We start from the raw sequence: 15,413 nt of genomic DNA on the forward strand, positions 1-15,413 counted from the left end.
TTGCACCTTCACACGATTTCTCATGTGCTTGGCTCAAGATTAGCCTACGTCTCATTACAAGACACTTAGCTTTCCTTGAATTCACTCGATGTTTTATGCCGCTAATTTCTCAACGGCTGGGCAATATTTTTTACCCAACGCGACTACAGTTGACCCTAGGTTACTGATTTTGTCCATCGGCATCTGTGTAATGTTCGCCAAACGTGCAAGCGAGGTTGCCGCTTCTTCAGAAGACATATTCGTAGCGACTCCGAGGTTTACCATCGTCTTGGAGAACTCCAAAATATCGCCACTTTTTATCCCCAATTGTCCGGCTGTTTCAGCGACATTTGCGATTTCCACCGCGCTGGCTGGTAACTCCTTAGACATGTTCCGAATTCCCTGCGATAGTTTCGAAAACTCTGTTTCAGTAGCGTCTGTAGTCTTCCTTCATATTGTTAACGTAAAGGCTTTTTATCCTTTACTTCTAGGAGTTTCCTCGCATGACGGTACGTCAATTCGTACCTAGATCGGCGTACATTTTCGCCTACGTCCAAAACGTTTAGGCGTCGAACACTCTTGGCAGGATTATACTTATTCACCTGCTACGCTCTACGGTGCTTCGTAGCCTTTCGCAATCTACGAAGTTACCACGGTGTTGGCATAGCCCGAGCCTTAGCTTTCACCGTTTTTGCTCGATTTGTTACTCCGCTATTTCTAACGGAGAGGGCAAGAATTTACCCCAGCAAACGCTGACTGATAATCGGACGCGACTTTTACGGCACCTCCTAGTCCTGCAGCAATTGAAACTCCGAGACCTGTGACGACTGCTCCGGTTTGCTTAAATGCTGTAAACGTTTCTTTATTCGCGGTACCAAATTGCTTTAAATCGCTATTTGCTTTTTGCATGGACCGACTAAATTGAGTTATATCTGCGCCAATCTTGATTAGGATGTCGCCGTTATTCACTTAATCGCATCCTTGCTTGGGCGTATCTAAACGCTTTCTCCCCGGATTGCAGGCTATATCTATTTGCCATGACGTGATTGCCTTTTTGGATGTACTGGATCGACTTAATGATGTCTAAGTACGCCTCACGTAGCAGCTTAAAGTGACGCCTGTCGTCTTTTGACAGTTTTAATTTCTCAAGTTCCTGTAGCCCCTCGGCAAAGCGTAACTCCGCAATGCGCGCGCCCTCTTTGATCTTCGATAGGTCCTCGACTTTTTGCATCTCTGCGGCCGTTTCATAAAACGAGCGTTGCATGATCTTTTTTACGTCTTCCAGTGTGTTCATCTTAATTCCCCCTAAGTTTGACTTTGACTAACTTTGTCCTTTTCATGCAAATAAAAAGCGCCCGGAATAGCCCGAGCGCCATGTTTTCGCCTATGTAAATTTGATTGTCGCAAATTCAGTTTCCGCCGCATATTTGTTCAACAGCGCAGCTTTAGCTCCCTCTGCGAGTCCTACGTTCATTTTGATCGACACAACGGCTGTCACGTCCTTAGCCGCTAGTAACTTAAACAACGCGCTTAATGCTTCGTCGAGAACCTCGTATAGCGGGCGGTTAAGTCCATTTACTAAGTTAATCGACGTACCGTCAAAGCAAGTTGCAGTGGCAGAGTAACGTACCATCCTAGCGGTGGATTTATATCCGTTAATCGCCGACGGAGCTTGCGCCATGATTACGCTTTTTGTCACGTCCATCTGATATGCAATTGGCATTTTTAACGTCCCCTTTGTCGATTTCGAACTAGTTGCGCATTATACCCTTCATTTTTTACAGTTGACGTCTCATGATTTTAGTAGTCCTAACGAAGTCCTCCCGAACATCGCCTCTTTGTTGCGTCAGGGCTGTAAACAAATCTGCACGCTTCTTTAATTCCGATTGTTCGGGTGTCAGGGATTTCTTTTTAAGGCTATCATACAATTTTTTAAGGTCTCCCCCTTGCATAATGCGCTCATACCCATCACCACTTTTAGACATTTTGGATTCTAAATCAGATTTAACTTGATAGAAATGTGATTGTAATTCCCTCAATACGATCGGTTCAGCGTGCTCAATTTGGTCCCTAATTACCCTAACTGCATCATTGAAAGTTGATGCAAGGGCTGTTTCTGACATTATTAGACGAGCTTTAGTTTTTATTTCATCCGGCGAGAGTGACGTCGCAGGCACGGAGTTCCTAAACTTCTCCTGCGCTGCTTCACTTAAAATACGCAACTCATTTTCATACTTTTCTTGTATACCTTGTGCGATAGCCTCGCTTTCTTTAATGGCCGCTTCTTTGTCTTCCTTCTTAGCGAAATCCGTTAGCCGCGGATCTTCTTCTATCGTCGTAAGTTTAGAAAATAATTGCTCCGACAAAGTTTCCATAGTTTTTTTATGTGTTTCTAACGGCCCGACATACGTAGTTTGACCTTTGCCTTCCGACTCAACTTTTTGTGCTTGCGCTTCGGTTAGCGGGTATATATTCCCTTCGTATTTATGACTCCCATTAATATCTGTTGCTTCAGTAATTAGTACATCAACGTATTTTTCTGTCATTTAGATAATCCCCTTTTAAAGTTATTATTTGATGTTTCCGAGTTACATATAAATTTGGTAGCACGTCTACTATTCGTCCTGCATACGCTCGATAACTTTCATCATTTTGCGTGCAAATAAATCGCGCGTATCATGTGGAATCCTACCATTCCGCTTACTCTTTGCCTCACTTCGTTTTAATTGCTGTGGTTTGTTACGCTCTCGGATTTCATATGAATTTTTTCGTGACATCTGCGATCACCTCCTTAAATGTTTGTTCGCACTTTAAACGACTAGTTATAGATTTGTGGGCAGTAATGCCAAGTGTCTTATTTTCGTCGTAAAAGACCCCATAAACACGGGGTTTTAAGGGTCTAAATGCGTATGTTACCGGGCTTGTTTTATTGCATCCTCAAGACGTTTCTTTCTCATGCGCTCGGCTTCCTTTTCTTTGCGTCTTTCATCAGCACAACCGCTACAATATTTCTGTCGATTGCTTCGCGGTTTAAATTCGATGAAACACGTAGCGCAACGTTTGCCAGTCGAAGGCTCGTCCGATTTTCTTTTCGGCTTTGCCGGGTGACTAGCAGGCAATGCGTCGAGGTAGTCCGCTTCGAGTTTTGGGTTCTCGGGCAGTACGTGCTTGATAAAATACGGGCAAGTATTCGCAGCTATCCGATCCGCCTGTATCTCGACTACACACAACTCAAAAGGACAAGCGTCGCAGTCATATGCCGCACACTTTTTCGCTTGTCTGCCTAGTTTCGTGCGAAGTGCCTGTGTTTGGCGTTTAGTGAGCCGTTCACCGTGGCCGTTAATTTTGCTCAATCGTCTTCACCGTCCTATCCTTTTACTTCCTTCGCTGAAATAAGAAAATCGCCCAGTTCATCACGGGCGACTCTTGCTTCCGTATGCGATTTAGTAGTCGGTTTGGCTGCGTGAATAATTGCGATTTCGACGAGCCGGATCGCTGCGTCTACAATTGGCGAGTGTTCCAGTTTCTGCAGTTCCTCTAAGTCTTCGCGCAGAACGGACGCCAGGTCAGGTGGTGAGCCGTTAAAGCCTACTGTGGAGTACGCAGCTAAGATTGTATGTCTGCACACCTCTTTTGCTACAGACTTCTTAATTTCAAAAGTGTTCATCTGTTTGCCTCGCTTTCCATATTTTTTAACCGCGCAAAAATTACTTGACGTATTTATCGAGACCATAACGATGAATAGCCTCTACGCTCATTTTCCGGAGGTTGTACGTCGTGACATCGCTGCCTTTTAAGCTCCACTGGTTACCTGCCGGTGCTGGGCGGATCGTAACACCCGGCTCAACTCGCCTCGGCCGTCCGTCTAATAAAGTCTGTTGCATAGTAGTCCCACCCTCTCGCTTCGCAGTATTTACGTTTTTGTTCTTCGAGTTCCTCGACTACTTCGTCGAAAGTTCGACCAGAAAAATACGCTATATAATGGACTACGCTATTAAGATTGTTTTGCGGAAAGTTGAAGAAGTTCTGTTCGTAATAAACTAGTAACGGCTTATTACATTTCGCTGAATTACAAGACTTGCACACTAGCGTCAGATTGCTTATGTGGTGTCTGCCGCCGTTTTTGAGCGCCTGAATATGATCGACTGTCGGCGTTCTTGTATACTCGCATCCGCAATAGCTGCATGAGTCGTCCATATGCTCGAAAATAACGTCAAACTCCTGCCGATCCGTTTCAACGGGAATCGGATACTTGTTTTGCCTTTCGCGCAGGCGAGCGTAAGCCTTAGCGGATTTGCTATTAGATACGTACTTACACGCCTTGCACCTTGTTGTAGTGCCGGTTTTGCTCCGACTGTCGCGCTCAAATAGGTCGATACTTTTTTCCTGGCCGCAAACTCTGCAAATACACTTCATCGCTGACCACCGCCTGTCACTGCGCTGATCTTTGCATCAATCGTAGCCAGTCTGTCTAAAATTCCGAAAATTGTTAGTTTGCTTTTAATCGTTTTCATAGTCTTTTTCATGTCATTTTCTCCCTTTTAGTTGCCGTTATTGTGTGTGATTATCACCGTTAAACCTTGTCTTGCTACTACGTCGTTTAATTGCCGTAACATCGTGGCGTTAGGATTCGGCGTATTGTTAAACTCGCGGGCAAGAGGCGCACTATCCGTTAAAACGTGTACTGTCTTGTCCTCAAAGTCGCGCAACACGTTAATTAGCGTGCGATACGCGGGAAATACTGCGTTACTGCGCGTGAAAACTTCCTCCCCGTATTCCTCGCCATCTTTTAGTAGCGTTACGGTATACTCCGCTGGCCCCGTTTGCTCGATTTGCTGTGTAATTTCGTTCATTTTCTCGTCTCCTTTTCGTTTTTAGGCATTATAAATAAGCCACCGCCGAGGTTTTGGCGCTGACGTGTTCCCTTGTATACGATTTATGCGATTTAATTAAATAGCGCCATGATTGCGCCTAGCCCTTTACCGTCGCCAGCATAAATTACTCGCGGATTGACGATTATGTTTAGCTTTCTGCGGTCATATGCGTTTGTCGCGTACGTAAATACCGGCTTATCGTCCACTTTAACGGCATTTAGTGCTCGTTTTAGCTTGGCCGGATCAGCGTACTCAAGAATCATTGCGAGTCTATCGAGTGAAAGCGGCTTGATTAGTTCGTCGGCAGTTTCTTCGGAGTTCTCGCAAATAATATTCGTATTGAAATTAAGAAACGGCATGACCGAGTAAATTAACGCAAGTTGGCCCAGCGTGCGCCCCTTGAACTTTGCATAAAGGTCGCGCACCGTCGTCTTAAACATACGCGTGTACGTATAGTCCTTAACTTCGGTGTGGACTTCTTTCATTGGCCCGCGATAAAATACCGACGGATTAACGAAGATTTCGCCCGTTTCCTTATTTTCGTGCAAAATACCCTCGGCTTCATACCGCTTAAATAGTTCGTTAAATCGCTTGCGCGACATTTCGACTAGCTTCTCTAGCTTCTCGCGGTCGATAATCGCCTTACCATTGTCCGACTGCAAGCGCCCTGTTTGCCATGCTACGTATGTGCCAATAAACATCAGCCGTGCAATGTCTTGCTGCGTTAAAGTAGGGAATCGCTCAACAATCGTGCGGGATTGCTTGAAGAACGCAAACACAAAGCCGCCGTTTTCCTTTTCCAGCGCCGTTAGGTCGTTTATTACTTCCAATCCGCGCGCTTGTTCAGGTTTTAGCTTCAATTGCAAGTCCATTTGTTCCGTAATATCCTTGCCTGACGCGCTAATTACCCGTGCGCCAAGTACCTCGCGTTTCACGTTGATGTGTAAATCTTGAAAAGCCTTACGTTGGCGTGTGATTCTCGTCATTGTCATCGTCTCATTTCCCCTCTACTTGTGCGATTTGTTTGAATCGGTTGTGCGCGTTGATAAATGAAGCAAGTTCATCGTCGCTAACTCGAAATGCCTCGCGGATTCTGTGCTCCACGTCAGCCGTTAAGATGCGATCCTGGCGTTCGATTGCGCTAATCATTGAGCCGGTTACGCCGACGAGCCGTCCTAGCTCTCCTTGCGTGATTTTGAGTGTGCTGCGGCATATTTCGAGTGTTTCAGGCGTTAGTTTCATTGCGTGTTCCTCCTTTGTTGTTTAAATGAACAACTGATAAAGCAAAATAAAAAGCCGTCCGCGGTTGCTGGACGAACTGTAATACCAAATGGGAAAGGACCCTCTCACCTTAAAGGTGTCGAAAACGACCTTTTTACCCGTCTAACTATGAAATTAATTTCAAATACTTTTACGTGTTCCTACTATATAGGGGCAACGTTTCGACATTTAATAAAGTGTCTGCGAAAATAATTTTTAGTTTCCTTTCGGCGGCTATATTGGCAGCTACTCGGGGGAAATATAACCCATGAAGTTCCACCCCTTATGGCGCCTAATCGCATATTTTATAAGTACCTGCGTCACAAATAACTCTGTTGTTCTCCCTACTTATGCACCTTTTCTGCAAGCTAAAAGAAACTACCCTTTCGGCGGCTATATGGCCAACTAAACGCCTAAAATATAACCATTTGCGTCACGCATCCTCCCTCATAAGGTATAGCCAACTGGCGCCTTGTTAATTAAGTATCAGCGGCAATAAAGCTGTCTCTATAAGGTATAGACGCGACGACGTACTTTAATAAGGTGTCTCTATAAGGTATAGCCAACTAACGCCCCGTAATTATAGTGTCAGCGGTAATAAACTGTCTTACTAGCGTCTATATAGCGGACTAAACGTCTTAAAGTTCGGTATCAACGTCATAAACTCGCAACTTCACTTCTTCCGCACGTACGTTTCCGCAAAATACCGATCCATTTCTTCCGCCGTCATTTTTGTCGTAGTGACTGGCCCCGGCTCTTTATCGTCGTGTTCAGCAAAACGCACGCTAACGCCGTGGCCGCCTTTTTCATCGCCATCATAAGAAATCGTTTCTGTCTGCTTGCGCTTGCCCCCGATCAATGCCTCACGTTGCTGTGCGGCCATGATCCGCTCAACCTTATCGGTCGGCTGCAAGGATTCGATACGCTGCGTTAGGTTCTGCATCGGCTTTGCGCCCCAAAACGGATATTCGAGGTCGAGCGACTTGTAGAAATCGTACTGTGACGGCTTACGAACGATATGTGCCGTGTCTGCCGCATACTGATTGCGCTGGCGCTGCTTGCGTAGTACGTCGCCACAGACCGTCGAGCAGGCTTTCTTATTGTTCGGGCGCGTGTTGTCGCGGAATGGTTTGCCGCAACTACCGCAAGTTTTGTTTCGTTTGTCTGTCGTGACTAGTTTCTCAATCATGTCGTTTTCCCCCTTGTTTGTTTTCGTGTTTTTCGCATATTTCATGGGCTGTAAATCGCATAGGTAAGGTGTTCCGTAAAATAATACACTGCCTTGACGTCCCAATAACGGCTAGATACACTGCCTTGACGTCCCTCTATATTTTACGTAAAAACGCAACGTATAGCGCTACAAACCGCATAGGCAAGGCATTTACACACTACATATTGTGTTTATTGTAGTTTTTGTTGAGCGTTTGTCTATCTATATCAGTCTATCTTTATATCTTTTAAAACCAGCGCAAAAGTATAAGTAAGTAAGAGCGAGTTCCAAAGAGTACGCCTCAACAATAAAGTTCGATTGTTTCGGCGGATCATACGTTTTATAAGTTCCTAGCGTTCTAAGGGAATTGCAATAAACGCTGATCCCTGACGGCGCTAGCCGGAAGGTACGGTCTTGACCATATTAGTCGGAACGATAGGCGTAGACATTGACGGGGAATGTGACAGGGTACTTTCATATCGAGGACATTCCTCGTTTGACTTAGCGACGTTTTTACCCGATCTCACCTCTAAGTACAGCTGATTGCGAATAAGGGAAGTATCTTCTACTACTGTTAGATACATATTGCGATATTTAACAACCCTTTCGGCGTTTATATAGCCAACTAAACGCAATAAATATGGCATGAAGCGTCAGTCTTTCGTCATACATAAATGTTGAGTTTTGACCTCCGTTATGCTTGTACAGGAAATATCTCCCATCTTTTTATTGAATTTCACTAAACACAGCGTCTAAATAATCTCCGTTTCCAGTCACCTTGCAAAAGTCCGCGGATACTTCCTTTAGTGCTTGTACCGCTTCGCCATATTCACGCTGTGTTACCTGGTCAACGTACTGAATCGTGTCGTTATATTTAATCAGAAAGGCATGCCGTTTAATGAAGTTGCGCACAGCCATATTGAACGAAACGATTGCCGTAGTTGCGTCGGAAACGTTAGTGGCTCGAACACGGTCGTTATAATTGTCGATGTCTCCGAATTTTTCCTCGTACCTCTTGATGCGTTCAGCAACCGCGGGATCGTCTTTGACTACTTCGACATACTCCGTCTTAACCACAACTTCCGGCTCAACATCCGTCAGCTCGTCCAACTGACGCCGTGTGATTTCTTCGCTGCGTTGCGCTGTTTCCGCTTGTGCTTCCGCCTGTTGTGCGCGTTCTTCCGCTTCCTTAGCCCGTCGTTTGTACTCCTCGATTTCCCTGCGAGACATTTCCGGAAGTGTTTTCGTTGTCCCATTCGGCAGTTCGTGTTGGATTTCGAGTTCTTCGTCGGTAAATTCTATCAATGCATTTAGGACGGTCAACGTCCCGGCCAACCGCGAACCCGGCTTCCCACTTCCGAATCGATCGAATACCCTAATAAATGTACTGGCGTGTCGGCGCGAAATCCCCAACTCCTTCGTACAATAAGCGTCCCATCCGCCTTTCTGTTCGACTAACTTATTTTCCCTAACGTGCTTCAATCGCTCACCTACCCGGAAAATACTGTCGCTAATACCTTGTAGGTCGATTCGTATTTCCGCCGTGATTACGTTTATGTCCGAGGATAGTTTGTGGTGTTGGTTCGTAATAATATCCATAAATATCTCCCCCTGTACTTGTTATAACGTTTGGATACGTAAGACTCGGAGTTATTTCGTAAATTCTTTTTAAACTATTTCTGTCCCTACTACCTAATACATAAATCGAGCTACCTTCTTATATACAGACACAATGAAATCTGCACACTTTTCTTAACTTCTTCCCCTACTATCTATTCCCCATAAAAGTGCAGAATTGCGACATTCATTATCACGCTTCTAATTGTTACATCGTTTCATACTCACAAATTGGGAGTTTTCCCGTGAATTTTTCTAAACCATTTCAGCTTATATTGTAGAAGGGGACGCTACTCCCGAATTTGCGACATCGAAAGGCTATTTATTTTACCTCTTATTAAGAGAAGGGGACGGATACACTTCGAATTGGGACAACAAAACGAAAATATTTTCAATATCTACTTACACTATCGTTTGAAATAGTTAGGTGCGGAGTGATTCCGTGAATTCTCTTAAACTATTTTCACTCCTACTAGGATAGAGACAGCAGCGGTATTCGTTATAGGACATAACTTGTAAAAATTATTCCTTCCTACTACCCAATGTATAAATAAAATTGATATTCGGACCACGTAAATTGAATAACTTTTGTTCCCTACTGATATATACGTTTGAAATCTGCAAGTTCGGAGTTATTTCGTAAATTCTTTTAAACTATTTCCACAGGGCTAACCGTTCCTACTCTACTTAGACACTAACGTTGTAAGTTAGGACCAAGAATCATATTTTGGGACGCGGCTGCGTAATTTCTTTTCCGGAAACTTTCGCGCCCTCACTGTATACTACGTACGAGAAATCGCTGTTCGGAGTTTTAGCGCAAAATAAAAAGAACGAGTTTAGCTCCCCGTCCTTTTCTTTCGTGTATGTGAGAGTCTTGTCATCATTGTTTAGTAATAGAGTTGTGTTTTTATACGTCTACTACACCGTACTGACTCTAAAACAAGCGTGTAAATGGGCGGTGAGCATCGTATAACCACGTAACGCCTTGAAGCTCGCTTTATCAACTGCCTTTACGCCTGTAATTCCGATATATACGTCCGTTGTACATTGCTCCACCAAGGAAGTTCAGCGATCGAATTCCATCTTTCAACTAGCGGGACTAAAGGCAAAAATCGTTTTATCCTATTCTTTAATATCTTTATTGTATTTGATTTACTTTAAGAAGTGTCTCGAGAGTAGATAGGCCATCAGTCACCAATTAATAATTCATCCCATATGATAGCGATAAGAATGAAAAATATTTAAGGGGGAAAAAGGTGTACTATTTAGGTAACTGTATGTATCAAGGATACGATCCAGAAGCATTTCAAAAGTCATTATCATTGATGGTTGAAGCAGTTCAGGGAGAAAAGGAAGACCGGCTCTTTTATGAGTACTTAATATCTGTTGCTCCGACGCAGACAGATAAAGAAATAATTTCATCCATTCGAGATGATGAGATTAGACATAATTTAATGTTTAAGAAAATGTATAAATATTTTACTGGTCAAGATGTAATGGACGTAACTGAAGAGACTTTTAAGAAACCAGCATCCTATACAGACGGAATTCAGCAAGCTCTTTTTGGCGAGTTAAAAGCAGTAGAAAAGTATAGAGAAATACGAAAAGGTCTTCCGGATCGTCATAATCGAGATTTAGTATTTGAAATATTAACTGATGAACTTAAGCATGCTGCAAAATATAACTTTCTCTACACGGAAAATCGGACGAATGGTCATTTGCAAAGTGATCCAAATACCGAAAAAACTCCTGACGATTGGATTAAATACACAGAGTTTTTAGTCGAAAAGGCGCAAGAAGATGTGAAAAATGGTATTAATTTAACACACATTTTTCAAGAGTTTATCTTGATGGGGGTACTTGTGGGTAAAGGGTATTCACCTACGCAAGCGTATGAAACTGTGGAAGCTTGGGAGCGAACCGGAGAATCTGAATTGTTACAGGAGAGTAAGAAAATGACTTGAAATTTCTTTTGAGGAAACGGATTACAACGGATGCTTAGTTGAAGAACCATCTTCCTTTACACGGTAGCTAGTTCATATCAAGTAATGCTTCTGTGAATACTTTTAATGATTACCTATCACTTTTAAGTTATTAATTTTAAAATCTATTTGCGTGGTTCAGCTATTGAGAGCGATTATTGAATAAAGATTTTCAAATGCCTTTGTAGTTGCTTAGCTCAAACTGCTAACTACATTCTATTTCAACGATTCTATTCCATATTTCACTCGAAAATATTTTCCACTTCCGTTTTTTCGCGTAAACAAAAAAGAAGAACGGAGTTGGCGCCCCGTTCTTCTTTTCTCGTTGACCTATTAGGCTTTTGGCTGACACCGCCCCGGGTCGTTCAGTTACGGCGTCATTTAACATACAACGATTTGGCGCTCGCGTACGCACCATAGTATTTGGCTGCTGCGCTTGGTCCTCCGTTATTACGAACACAAACGCCATTTAATGAGCCTAGCGGTGAGAAACACTAGGCGACAGCACCAAATCAGTATTACATTACATCATTAATCGTTATGTTTACGTTGAGCGTCCGGTCATAGTCGGACGTCCTTTTGATTGCCTTGCCTCTCCGATGTTTAAACTTCTCCACGCTTTCGCGCAAACTCCTTTCAATTACGTCTATATGATAGAGTTCTTGCTTCACCGTGCGACGTTTAATGAGGATATTCTGCAATGCAACCAAATACTCGAATGATTCGGCTGGTGATATGACTTGTTTTTCTAGTTCGTGATAATAAGCACTCAACGCTTTATCGTAGATAGAAACCTGCTTTATCAGTCGTTGACGCGTGTTTCTAGTTTCAGAATACAAGTCTAGGAGACGTTTTGCGTAACCATCGTGAAGATTAGTCATATTGCCACCTCGACCGTTTGACGTGTAATGCAACGCGTATTACGATCAGTCAGTATTTTTACGAGTTGAGCACCGTTAATTTCCGCACAACCTAGGACAACGTTTGGGCTCGCGACTGCGATTCCGTGAAGTATATCCGGTGATACGTTGTAAGTTGCGCCAGTGTCTACGAGTGTCACGTTAAACCAACCTACGATAGTCTTTGTAAACGAAATTTGAATAGTCATTTTGAATATCCTCCTTATAATTTGCATACTATAGTGTGCAACTTGTAACTCAATAATAACCACTATAGTGTGCAATGTCAACACTTTAAAAGAATATTTTTAAAAATATAGCACACCATAGTGTTTATTAGATATAATTATCAGTAGATACTAATGGGAGGTAATAAAAATGATCATTATTAAATTAGCAGCAAAGATGAAAGAAGAAGGTTACAACATCAGCACACTGGCGATTGCTGCAGGACTTCATCGAAACGGCATTTCTAAAATACTTAACGGAAAGAATAACGGGATTGAATACGATACTCTAAGCAAACTTTGCGCAGCACTAAAGTGTAACGTACAAGATATTATTGAATTTGTAGAAGATGAAAACTCGATACAAGAATAACAAAACACAAACTAAGCCCTAGCGATTAAATCTGCTGGGGCTTTTTAACGTCCTAGTTTCCACCAGAGCAAAAGCGCGACAGGAAACGGTGGAACTCCGTAAATAAAAAAGACCTCACAGCATCATGCCGCAAAAGTCCTCGTCTTTGTTCATTTATACACCAAGTAATTGACTCTTCTTAGCATCAAAATCCTCCTGTGAAATAATACCGTCGTCTAACAGCACCTTAAACTTACGGATTTCTGTAGCGGCGTCAAGCATCGGTTCTGCTACTGCGTCACTAGTCTTCGATTTTCCGATTTGAGAACTTACATACTCGATGAATTCTGCATACTGGCCTTTATTTATCATGCCCATTTCGGCTTTATTTCCAGATGCTATGATATTGATTTTATGTCCTAATGCCCCTTTTCCTGTTTCAATGCTTGAAATATTAGAAAGCGGGAAAGACTCGGTGTCAAATCCAAATGATTTTTTACAATAAAAGAATACTTGCCTCTCAGTTGCAATGAAGACGCCATTTCGAAGTGTACTTTTCCCCATAATCTCCGACTTAAAGGCACCGAATACCCAATATTTAACCTCTTCTCCATTAAGGTGTTCTTGCGCAAGCTTAACTAGCTTTTCGGGCTTCGCCATAAACTTACCTCCATATATTTGTTTTACTAATAATGTATCATAATTGTCAGAAGCTAGAAAGCCTTAATACAAAATATTCTTTGTTTTCAATCATGAATTACTCATTTAAATTTTCACGATGAATTTTTCTCTCACGTTTCCAGCAATCCTCGATGAACTTGGCGATTCACAGTCCTTCGCCTTTAGATTAGATACAGACGTCACAAATTAAATGTCGCACGTCCCCTATCAATAAGCCATAAACGACGTGCCGTACGCTTAGTGGCTTCGTAAATTACAGCGTCAAGTGATCTCACCTTACCTCGTTTCCAAGCGGAAAGCACGCTCATAAGCGCCTTGTTGTATTCGTACTCGTCGGATTCGAACGTCAGTAATCGATTTATCGAAGCTTTTGCACGAAGCATCACGCCGTAAAGACGGTGAATTGCGGAAGCATCGAAGAATATTTCTAGTGTTTCTGCGATGTCGGTCGGTATTTTGGCGAGCAATCCCCGTTTGATTACGTCCGATTCTGTGGATAATTGCGATTTAGCCGTATCTGTTGTATTACTAGGTTTATTGTTTTTAAGAGTAATAGGTTCGGTTGCCTTTTTGGTCGCTTCAGCCGTCGCTGTTGTTGTGTTTTCCGGTAATGTACGGGTGGACGCTGACGGGTGGACAATACGATAAATATTCGCACCATTACCGCCCGCTACGCTGCGCATAAACTCGAGGCGTTCGATCATTCCTAGTTCAATAAGTTTAGCGATTGCACGTCGGATCGTGCGACTCGTCTTACCGATAGCTTTGGCGATGGTGTCCGACTTCAAATGTGCCACACCGGGAAATTTAACGGCGTAACGTGAAAGCATGAGAAAAATACTGCGCTCTGTTTCGTTGAGGGCGAAGTTATTACGTTCTATATGTATATCGATTGCATCGTTTAGTTCGTTTTTACTTTCGAATGTTTGATACTCTGCGAGGTAATTCATAGTAAACGGCTCCATTCCGAAGCCCCTAAATGTGCGCACTCAAATAGACGTTTGATATTCCGCTTTTTTTGCAGTATACTAACGTCATACTTTAATTTCGTTAAGTCCCGTTGGCGCGGGCATGAGTACGTCCTTTCCGCTTTATTGCGGTTGGGGCGTTTTTTATTCGATTCCTTTTTCGATTGCTGCGTCTAGGTCACTTGAATAGATGGCAACATACTTTCGTAATTCCGTAATATCCGAATGTCCCATAAGCTGTTGCAACGTGAATATGTCGACGCCGGCCTTTATCTTAAACTTGGCGAACGTACGCCGGAATACGTGTGGACTGCATTGCACATCGTCCAGCACGCCCGATCGACGCCCATGCTCGCGTATCTGATACTGTATAGAACGCGCGTTAAGTGGCTTGTCTTCGATGGTAACGAATAGTGAAGATGTAAACTCGTCCAATCCTCGCGCCTTCATGTAGGCACGCAGAACGGTTTGCAGACGCTTTGTCATAGGTATGCGTCGAGCGTATCCGTTCTTAGTCAGCTGAATATTGATAGCGCGATCCGGAAATACTACATCCGTCGTTCGGATTGCCTCGAGTTCTGATAGGCGTATGCCCGTATCTGCAAACGTCAGCATGATCGCAAGGTCGCGCACGCCTTCAAACGTCGATAAGTCAGGTGCTTCGAGTAATCGCTTTAGTTGCGCTTGTGTGAACGTAGCGCCCACCGTATGACGCATTTTAAGCAACGACACCCCGGATGCAGCGTTATTGGACGTATAGCCCTTCTTAACGCAGTAGTTGCCGAATATGCGTGCCGTACGCACTCTTATATTGATCGTGGAGGGCGCATATCCTTTCGCGACTTGTAACCGGATAAATTCTTCGAAGTCGGACGCCTTCACCTCGCGAATGTTGGTGAGGTCAACGCCTTGGTCGACGAATGATTTTCGTAACTGATTCAGTTCCTTAGCGTAGCTGGACGCCGTGTGCTTCGATAGACCTTTAATAGCGCTATACTGGATAAAGTCGTCTACTGCCGCATCATACGAAATAACTTTATCGCTGGGCTGACCGATAACCGACTTCAATCCTTCATATATCGCTGGATTGACCGTTCTATTTTTCTTAGACAACGAAAAAACCCCCGCTCAAAATACGTATTACTACGTAAATCGAACGGGGGTTCCCGTACCTACGTCTTTGCTGACCGGACTATAAAAACGTCTAAATCAGCGTGTAGGTGTGCGTATAAGCTTCGTAGTGCTATCGGCTATGAACGCCGTCATATCGGGTGTTACGGTATGCCCTCGGCGGGAGTCGAACCCACATTTCAAGCTTCGGAGGCTTGCGTGCTATCCATTGCACCACGAGGGCTTAACATCAT

20 protein-coding genes, 1 tRNA gene and 1 pseudogene are annotated in these 15,413 nt (G+C 43.5%); 2 read left to right on the forward strand and 20 right to left on the reverse strand.

The annotated features are described in order from the left end of the window. Positions 1-93: 93 nt before the first annotated feature. The 14 genes and pseudogenes from N693_RS0101685 to N693_RS0101755 all read right to left on the reverse strand — a co-directional run. Positions 94-417 (reverse strand): annotated as a pseudogene (locus N693_RS0101685) (phage tail tape measure protein); the annotation flags it as partial. A gap of 279 nt (positions 418-696) precedes the next feature. Continuing rightward, positions 697-948 carry a hypothetical protein gene (locus N693_RS0101690; protein ID WP_025783062.1) on the reverse strand — a complete coding sequence of 84 codons (252 nt, stop codon included), beginning with the start codon at positions 946-948 and terminating at the stop codon, positions 697-699. Then, the gene (locus N693_RS0101695; protein ID WP_025783063.1) at positions 941-1,273 is read right to left on the reverse strand and encodes a hypothetical protein; all 333 of its coding nucleotides are present in this window, start codon (positions 1,271-1,273) and stop codon (positions 941-943) included. The genes N693_RS0101690 and N693_RS0101695 overlap by 8 nt, the downstream gene beginning before the upstream one ends. A 90-nt stretch (positions 1,274-1,363) precedes the next feature. Then, complete coding sequence (locus tag N693_RS0101700) at positions 1,364-1,702, reverse strand: hypothetical protein (RefSeq protein ID WP_025783064.1); 339 nt, start codon at positions 1,700-1,702, stop codon at positions 1,364-1,366. A gap of 55 nt (positions 1,703-1,757) precedes the next feature. Beyond that, positions 1,758-2,525 (reverse strand): hypothetical protein, encoded by a 768-nt coding sequence (locus N693_RS0101705; RefSeq protein ID WP_025783065.1) that lies wholly within the window; start codon positions 2,523-2,525, stop codon positions 1,758-1,760. A 69-nt stretch (positions 2,526-2,594) separates the two neighbouring features. Next, entirely contained in the window at positions 2,595-2,756 is a 162-nt protein-coding gene (locus N693_RS20110) for a hypothetical protein (protein WP_156028847.1), read from the reverse strand. A gap of 135 nt (positions 2,757-2,891) precedes the next feature. Further along, entirely contained in the window at positions 2,892-3,332 is a 441-nt protein-coding gene (locus tag N693_RS0101715; protein WP_025783066.1) for a hypothetical protein, read from the reverse strand. 14 nt (positions 3,333-3,346) lie between these two features. Then, positions 3,347-3,646 (reverse strand): hypothetical protein, encoded by a 300-nt coding sequence (locus N693_RS0101720; protein WP_156028848.1) that lies wholly within the window; start codon positions 3,644-3,646, stop codon positions 3,347-3,349. A gap of 176 nt (positions 3,647-3,822) precedes the next feature. Further along, a complete protein-coding gene (locus tag N693_RS20775) occupies positions 3,823-4,395 on the reverse strand; it encodes an HNH endonuclease signature motif containing protein (RefSeq protein ID WP_025783068.1) in 573 nt (190 codons plus the stop codon). Between the two features lie 125 nt (positions 4,396-4,520). Continuing rightward, complete coding sequence (locus tag N693_RS0101735; protein ID WP_025783069.1) at positions 4,521-4,832, reverse strand: hypothetical protein; 312 nt, start codon at positions 4,830-4,832, stop codon at positions 4,521-4,523. A gap of 92 nt (positions 4,833-4,924) precedes the next feature. Beyond that, positions 4,925-5,845, reverse strand: a complete 921-nt coding sequence (locus N693_RS0101740) for a hypothetical protein (RefSeq protein WP_025783070.1) — start codon at positions 5,843-5,845, stop codon at positions 4,925-4,927. 4 nt (positions 5,846-5,849) lie between these two features. Then, the gene (locus N693_RS0101745) at positions 5,850-6,095 is read right to left on the reverse strand and encodes a helix-turn-helix domain-containing protein (protein ID WP_025783071.1); all 246 of its coding nucleotides are present in this window, start codon (positions 6,093-6,095) and stop codon (positions 5,850-5,852) included. 691 nt (positions 6,096-6,786) lie between these two features. After that, positions 6,787-7,302: a hypothetical protein gene (locus N693_RS0101750; RefSeq protein ID WP_025783072.1), complete on the reverse strand. Its 516-nt coding sequence runs from the start codon at positions 7,300-7,302 to the stop codon at positions 6,787-6,789. A 747-nt stretch (positions 7,303-8,049) separates the two neighbouring features. After that, on the reverse strand, positions 8,050-8,922 hold the full coding sequence (locus tag N693_RS0101755) for a hypothetical protein (RefSeq protein ID WP_025783073.1): 873 nt from the start codon (positions 8,920-8,922) through the stop codon (positions 8,050-8,052). 1,274 nt (positions 8,923-10,196) lie between these two features. Here N693_RS0101755 and N693_RS20495 point away from each other — a divergent pair. Then, a complete protein-coding gene (locus N693_RS20495) occupies positions 10,197-10,904 on the forward strand; it encodes a ferritin-like domain-containing protein (protein WP_253271143.1) in 708 nt (235 codons plus the stop codon). Between the two features lie 536 nt (positions 10,905-11,440). On the opposite strand, the gene N693_RS0101770 is transcribed toward N693_RS20495, so the two are convergent. Next, complete coding sequence (locus N693_RS0101770; protein ID WP_025783075.1) at positions 11,441-11,803, reverse strand: hypothetical protein; 363 nt, start codon at positions 11,801-11,803, stop codon at positions 11,441-11,443. Next, a complete protein-coding gene (locus N693_RS0101775; RefSeq protein WP_025783076.1) occupies positions 11,800-12,030 on the reverse strand; it encodes a hypothetical protein in 231 nt (76 codons plus the stop codon). Before N693_RS0101775 ends, N693_RS0101770 begins: the two co-directional genes overlap by 4 nt. Before the next feature lie 169 nt (positions 12,031-12,199). Between N693_RS0101775 and N693_RS0101780 the strand changes: the two genes are divergently transcribed. Further along, positions 12,200-12,421, forward strand: a complete 222-nt coding sequence (locus N693_RS0101780) for a helix-turn-helix transcriptional regulator (protein ID WP_025783077.1) — start codon at positions 12,200-12,202, stop codon at positions 12,419-12,421. A 153-nt stretch (positions 12,422-12,574) separates the two neighbouring features. On the opposite strand, the gene N693_RS0101785 is transcribed toward N693_RS0101780, so the two are convergent. From N693_RS0101785 to N693_RS0101800, 4 genes are all read right to left on the reverse strand, one after another. Next, positions 12,575-13,060 carry a PH domain-containing protein gene (locus tag N693_RS0101785; protein ID WP_025783078.1) on the reverse strand — a complete coding sequence of 162 codons (486 nt, stop codon included), beginning with the start codon at positions 13,058-13,060 and terminating at the stop codon, positions 12,575-12,577. Between the two features lie 200 nt (positions 13,061-13,260). After that, positions 13,261-14,046, reverse strand: a complete 786-nt coding sequence (locus N693_RS19565; protein ID WP_051508666.1) for a helix-turn-helix domain-containing protein — start codon at positions 14,044-14,046, stop codon at positions 13,261-13,263. A gap of 147 nt (positions 14,047-14,193) precedes the next feature. Then, positions 14,194-15,162 carry a tyrosine-type recombinase/integrase gene (locus N693_RS0101795; protein ID WP_025783080.1) on the reverse strand — a complete coding sequence of 323 codons (969 nt, stop codon included), beginning with the start codon at positions 15,160-15,162 and terminating at the stop codon, positions 14,194-14,196. 169 nt (positions 15,163-15,331) lie between these two features. Continuing rightward, positions 15,332-15,403: transfer RNA gene (locus N693_RS0101800), tRNA-Arg, on the reverse strand. Between the last annotated feature and the right edge of the window lie 10 nt (positions 15,404-15,413).

Source organism: Sporosarcina sp. D27 (assembly GCF_000586555.1).
Taxonomy (GTDB): Bacteria; Bacillota; Bacilli; order Bacillales_A; family Planococcaceae; genus Sporosarcina.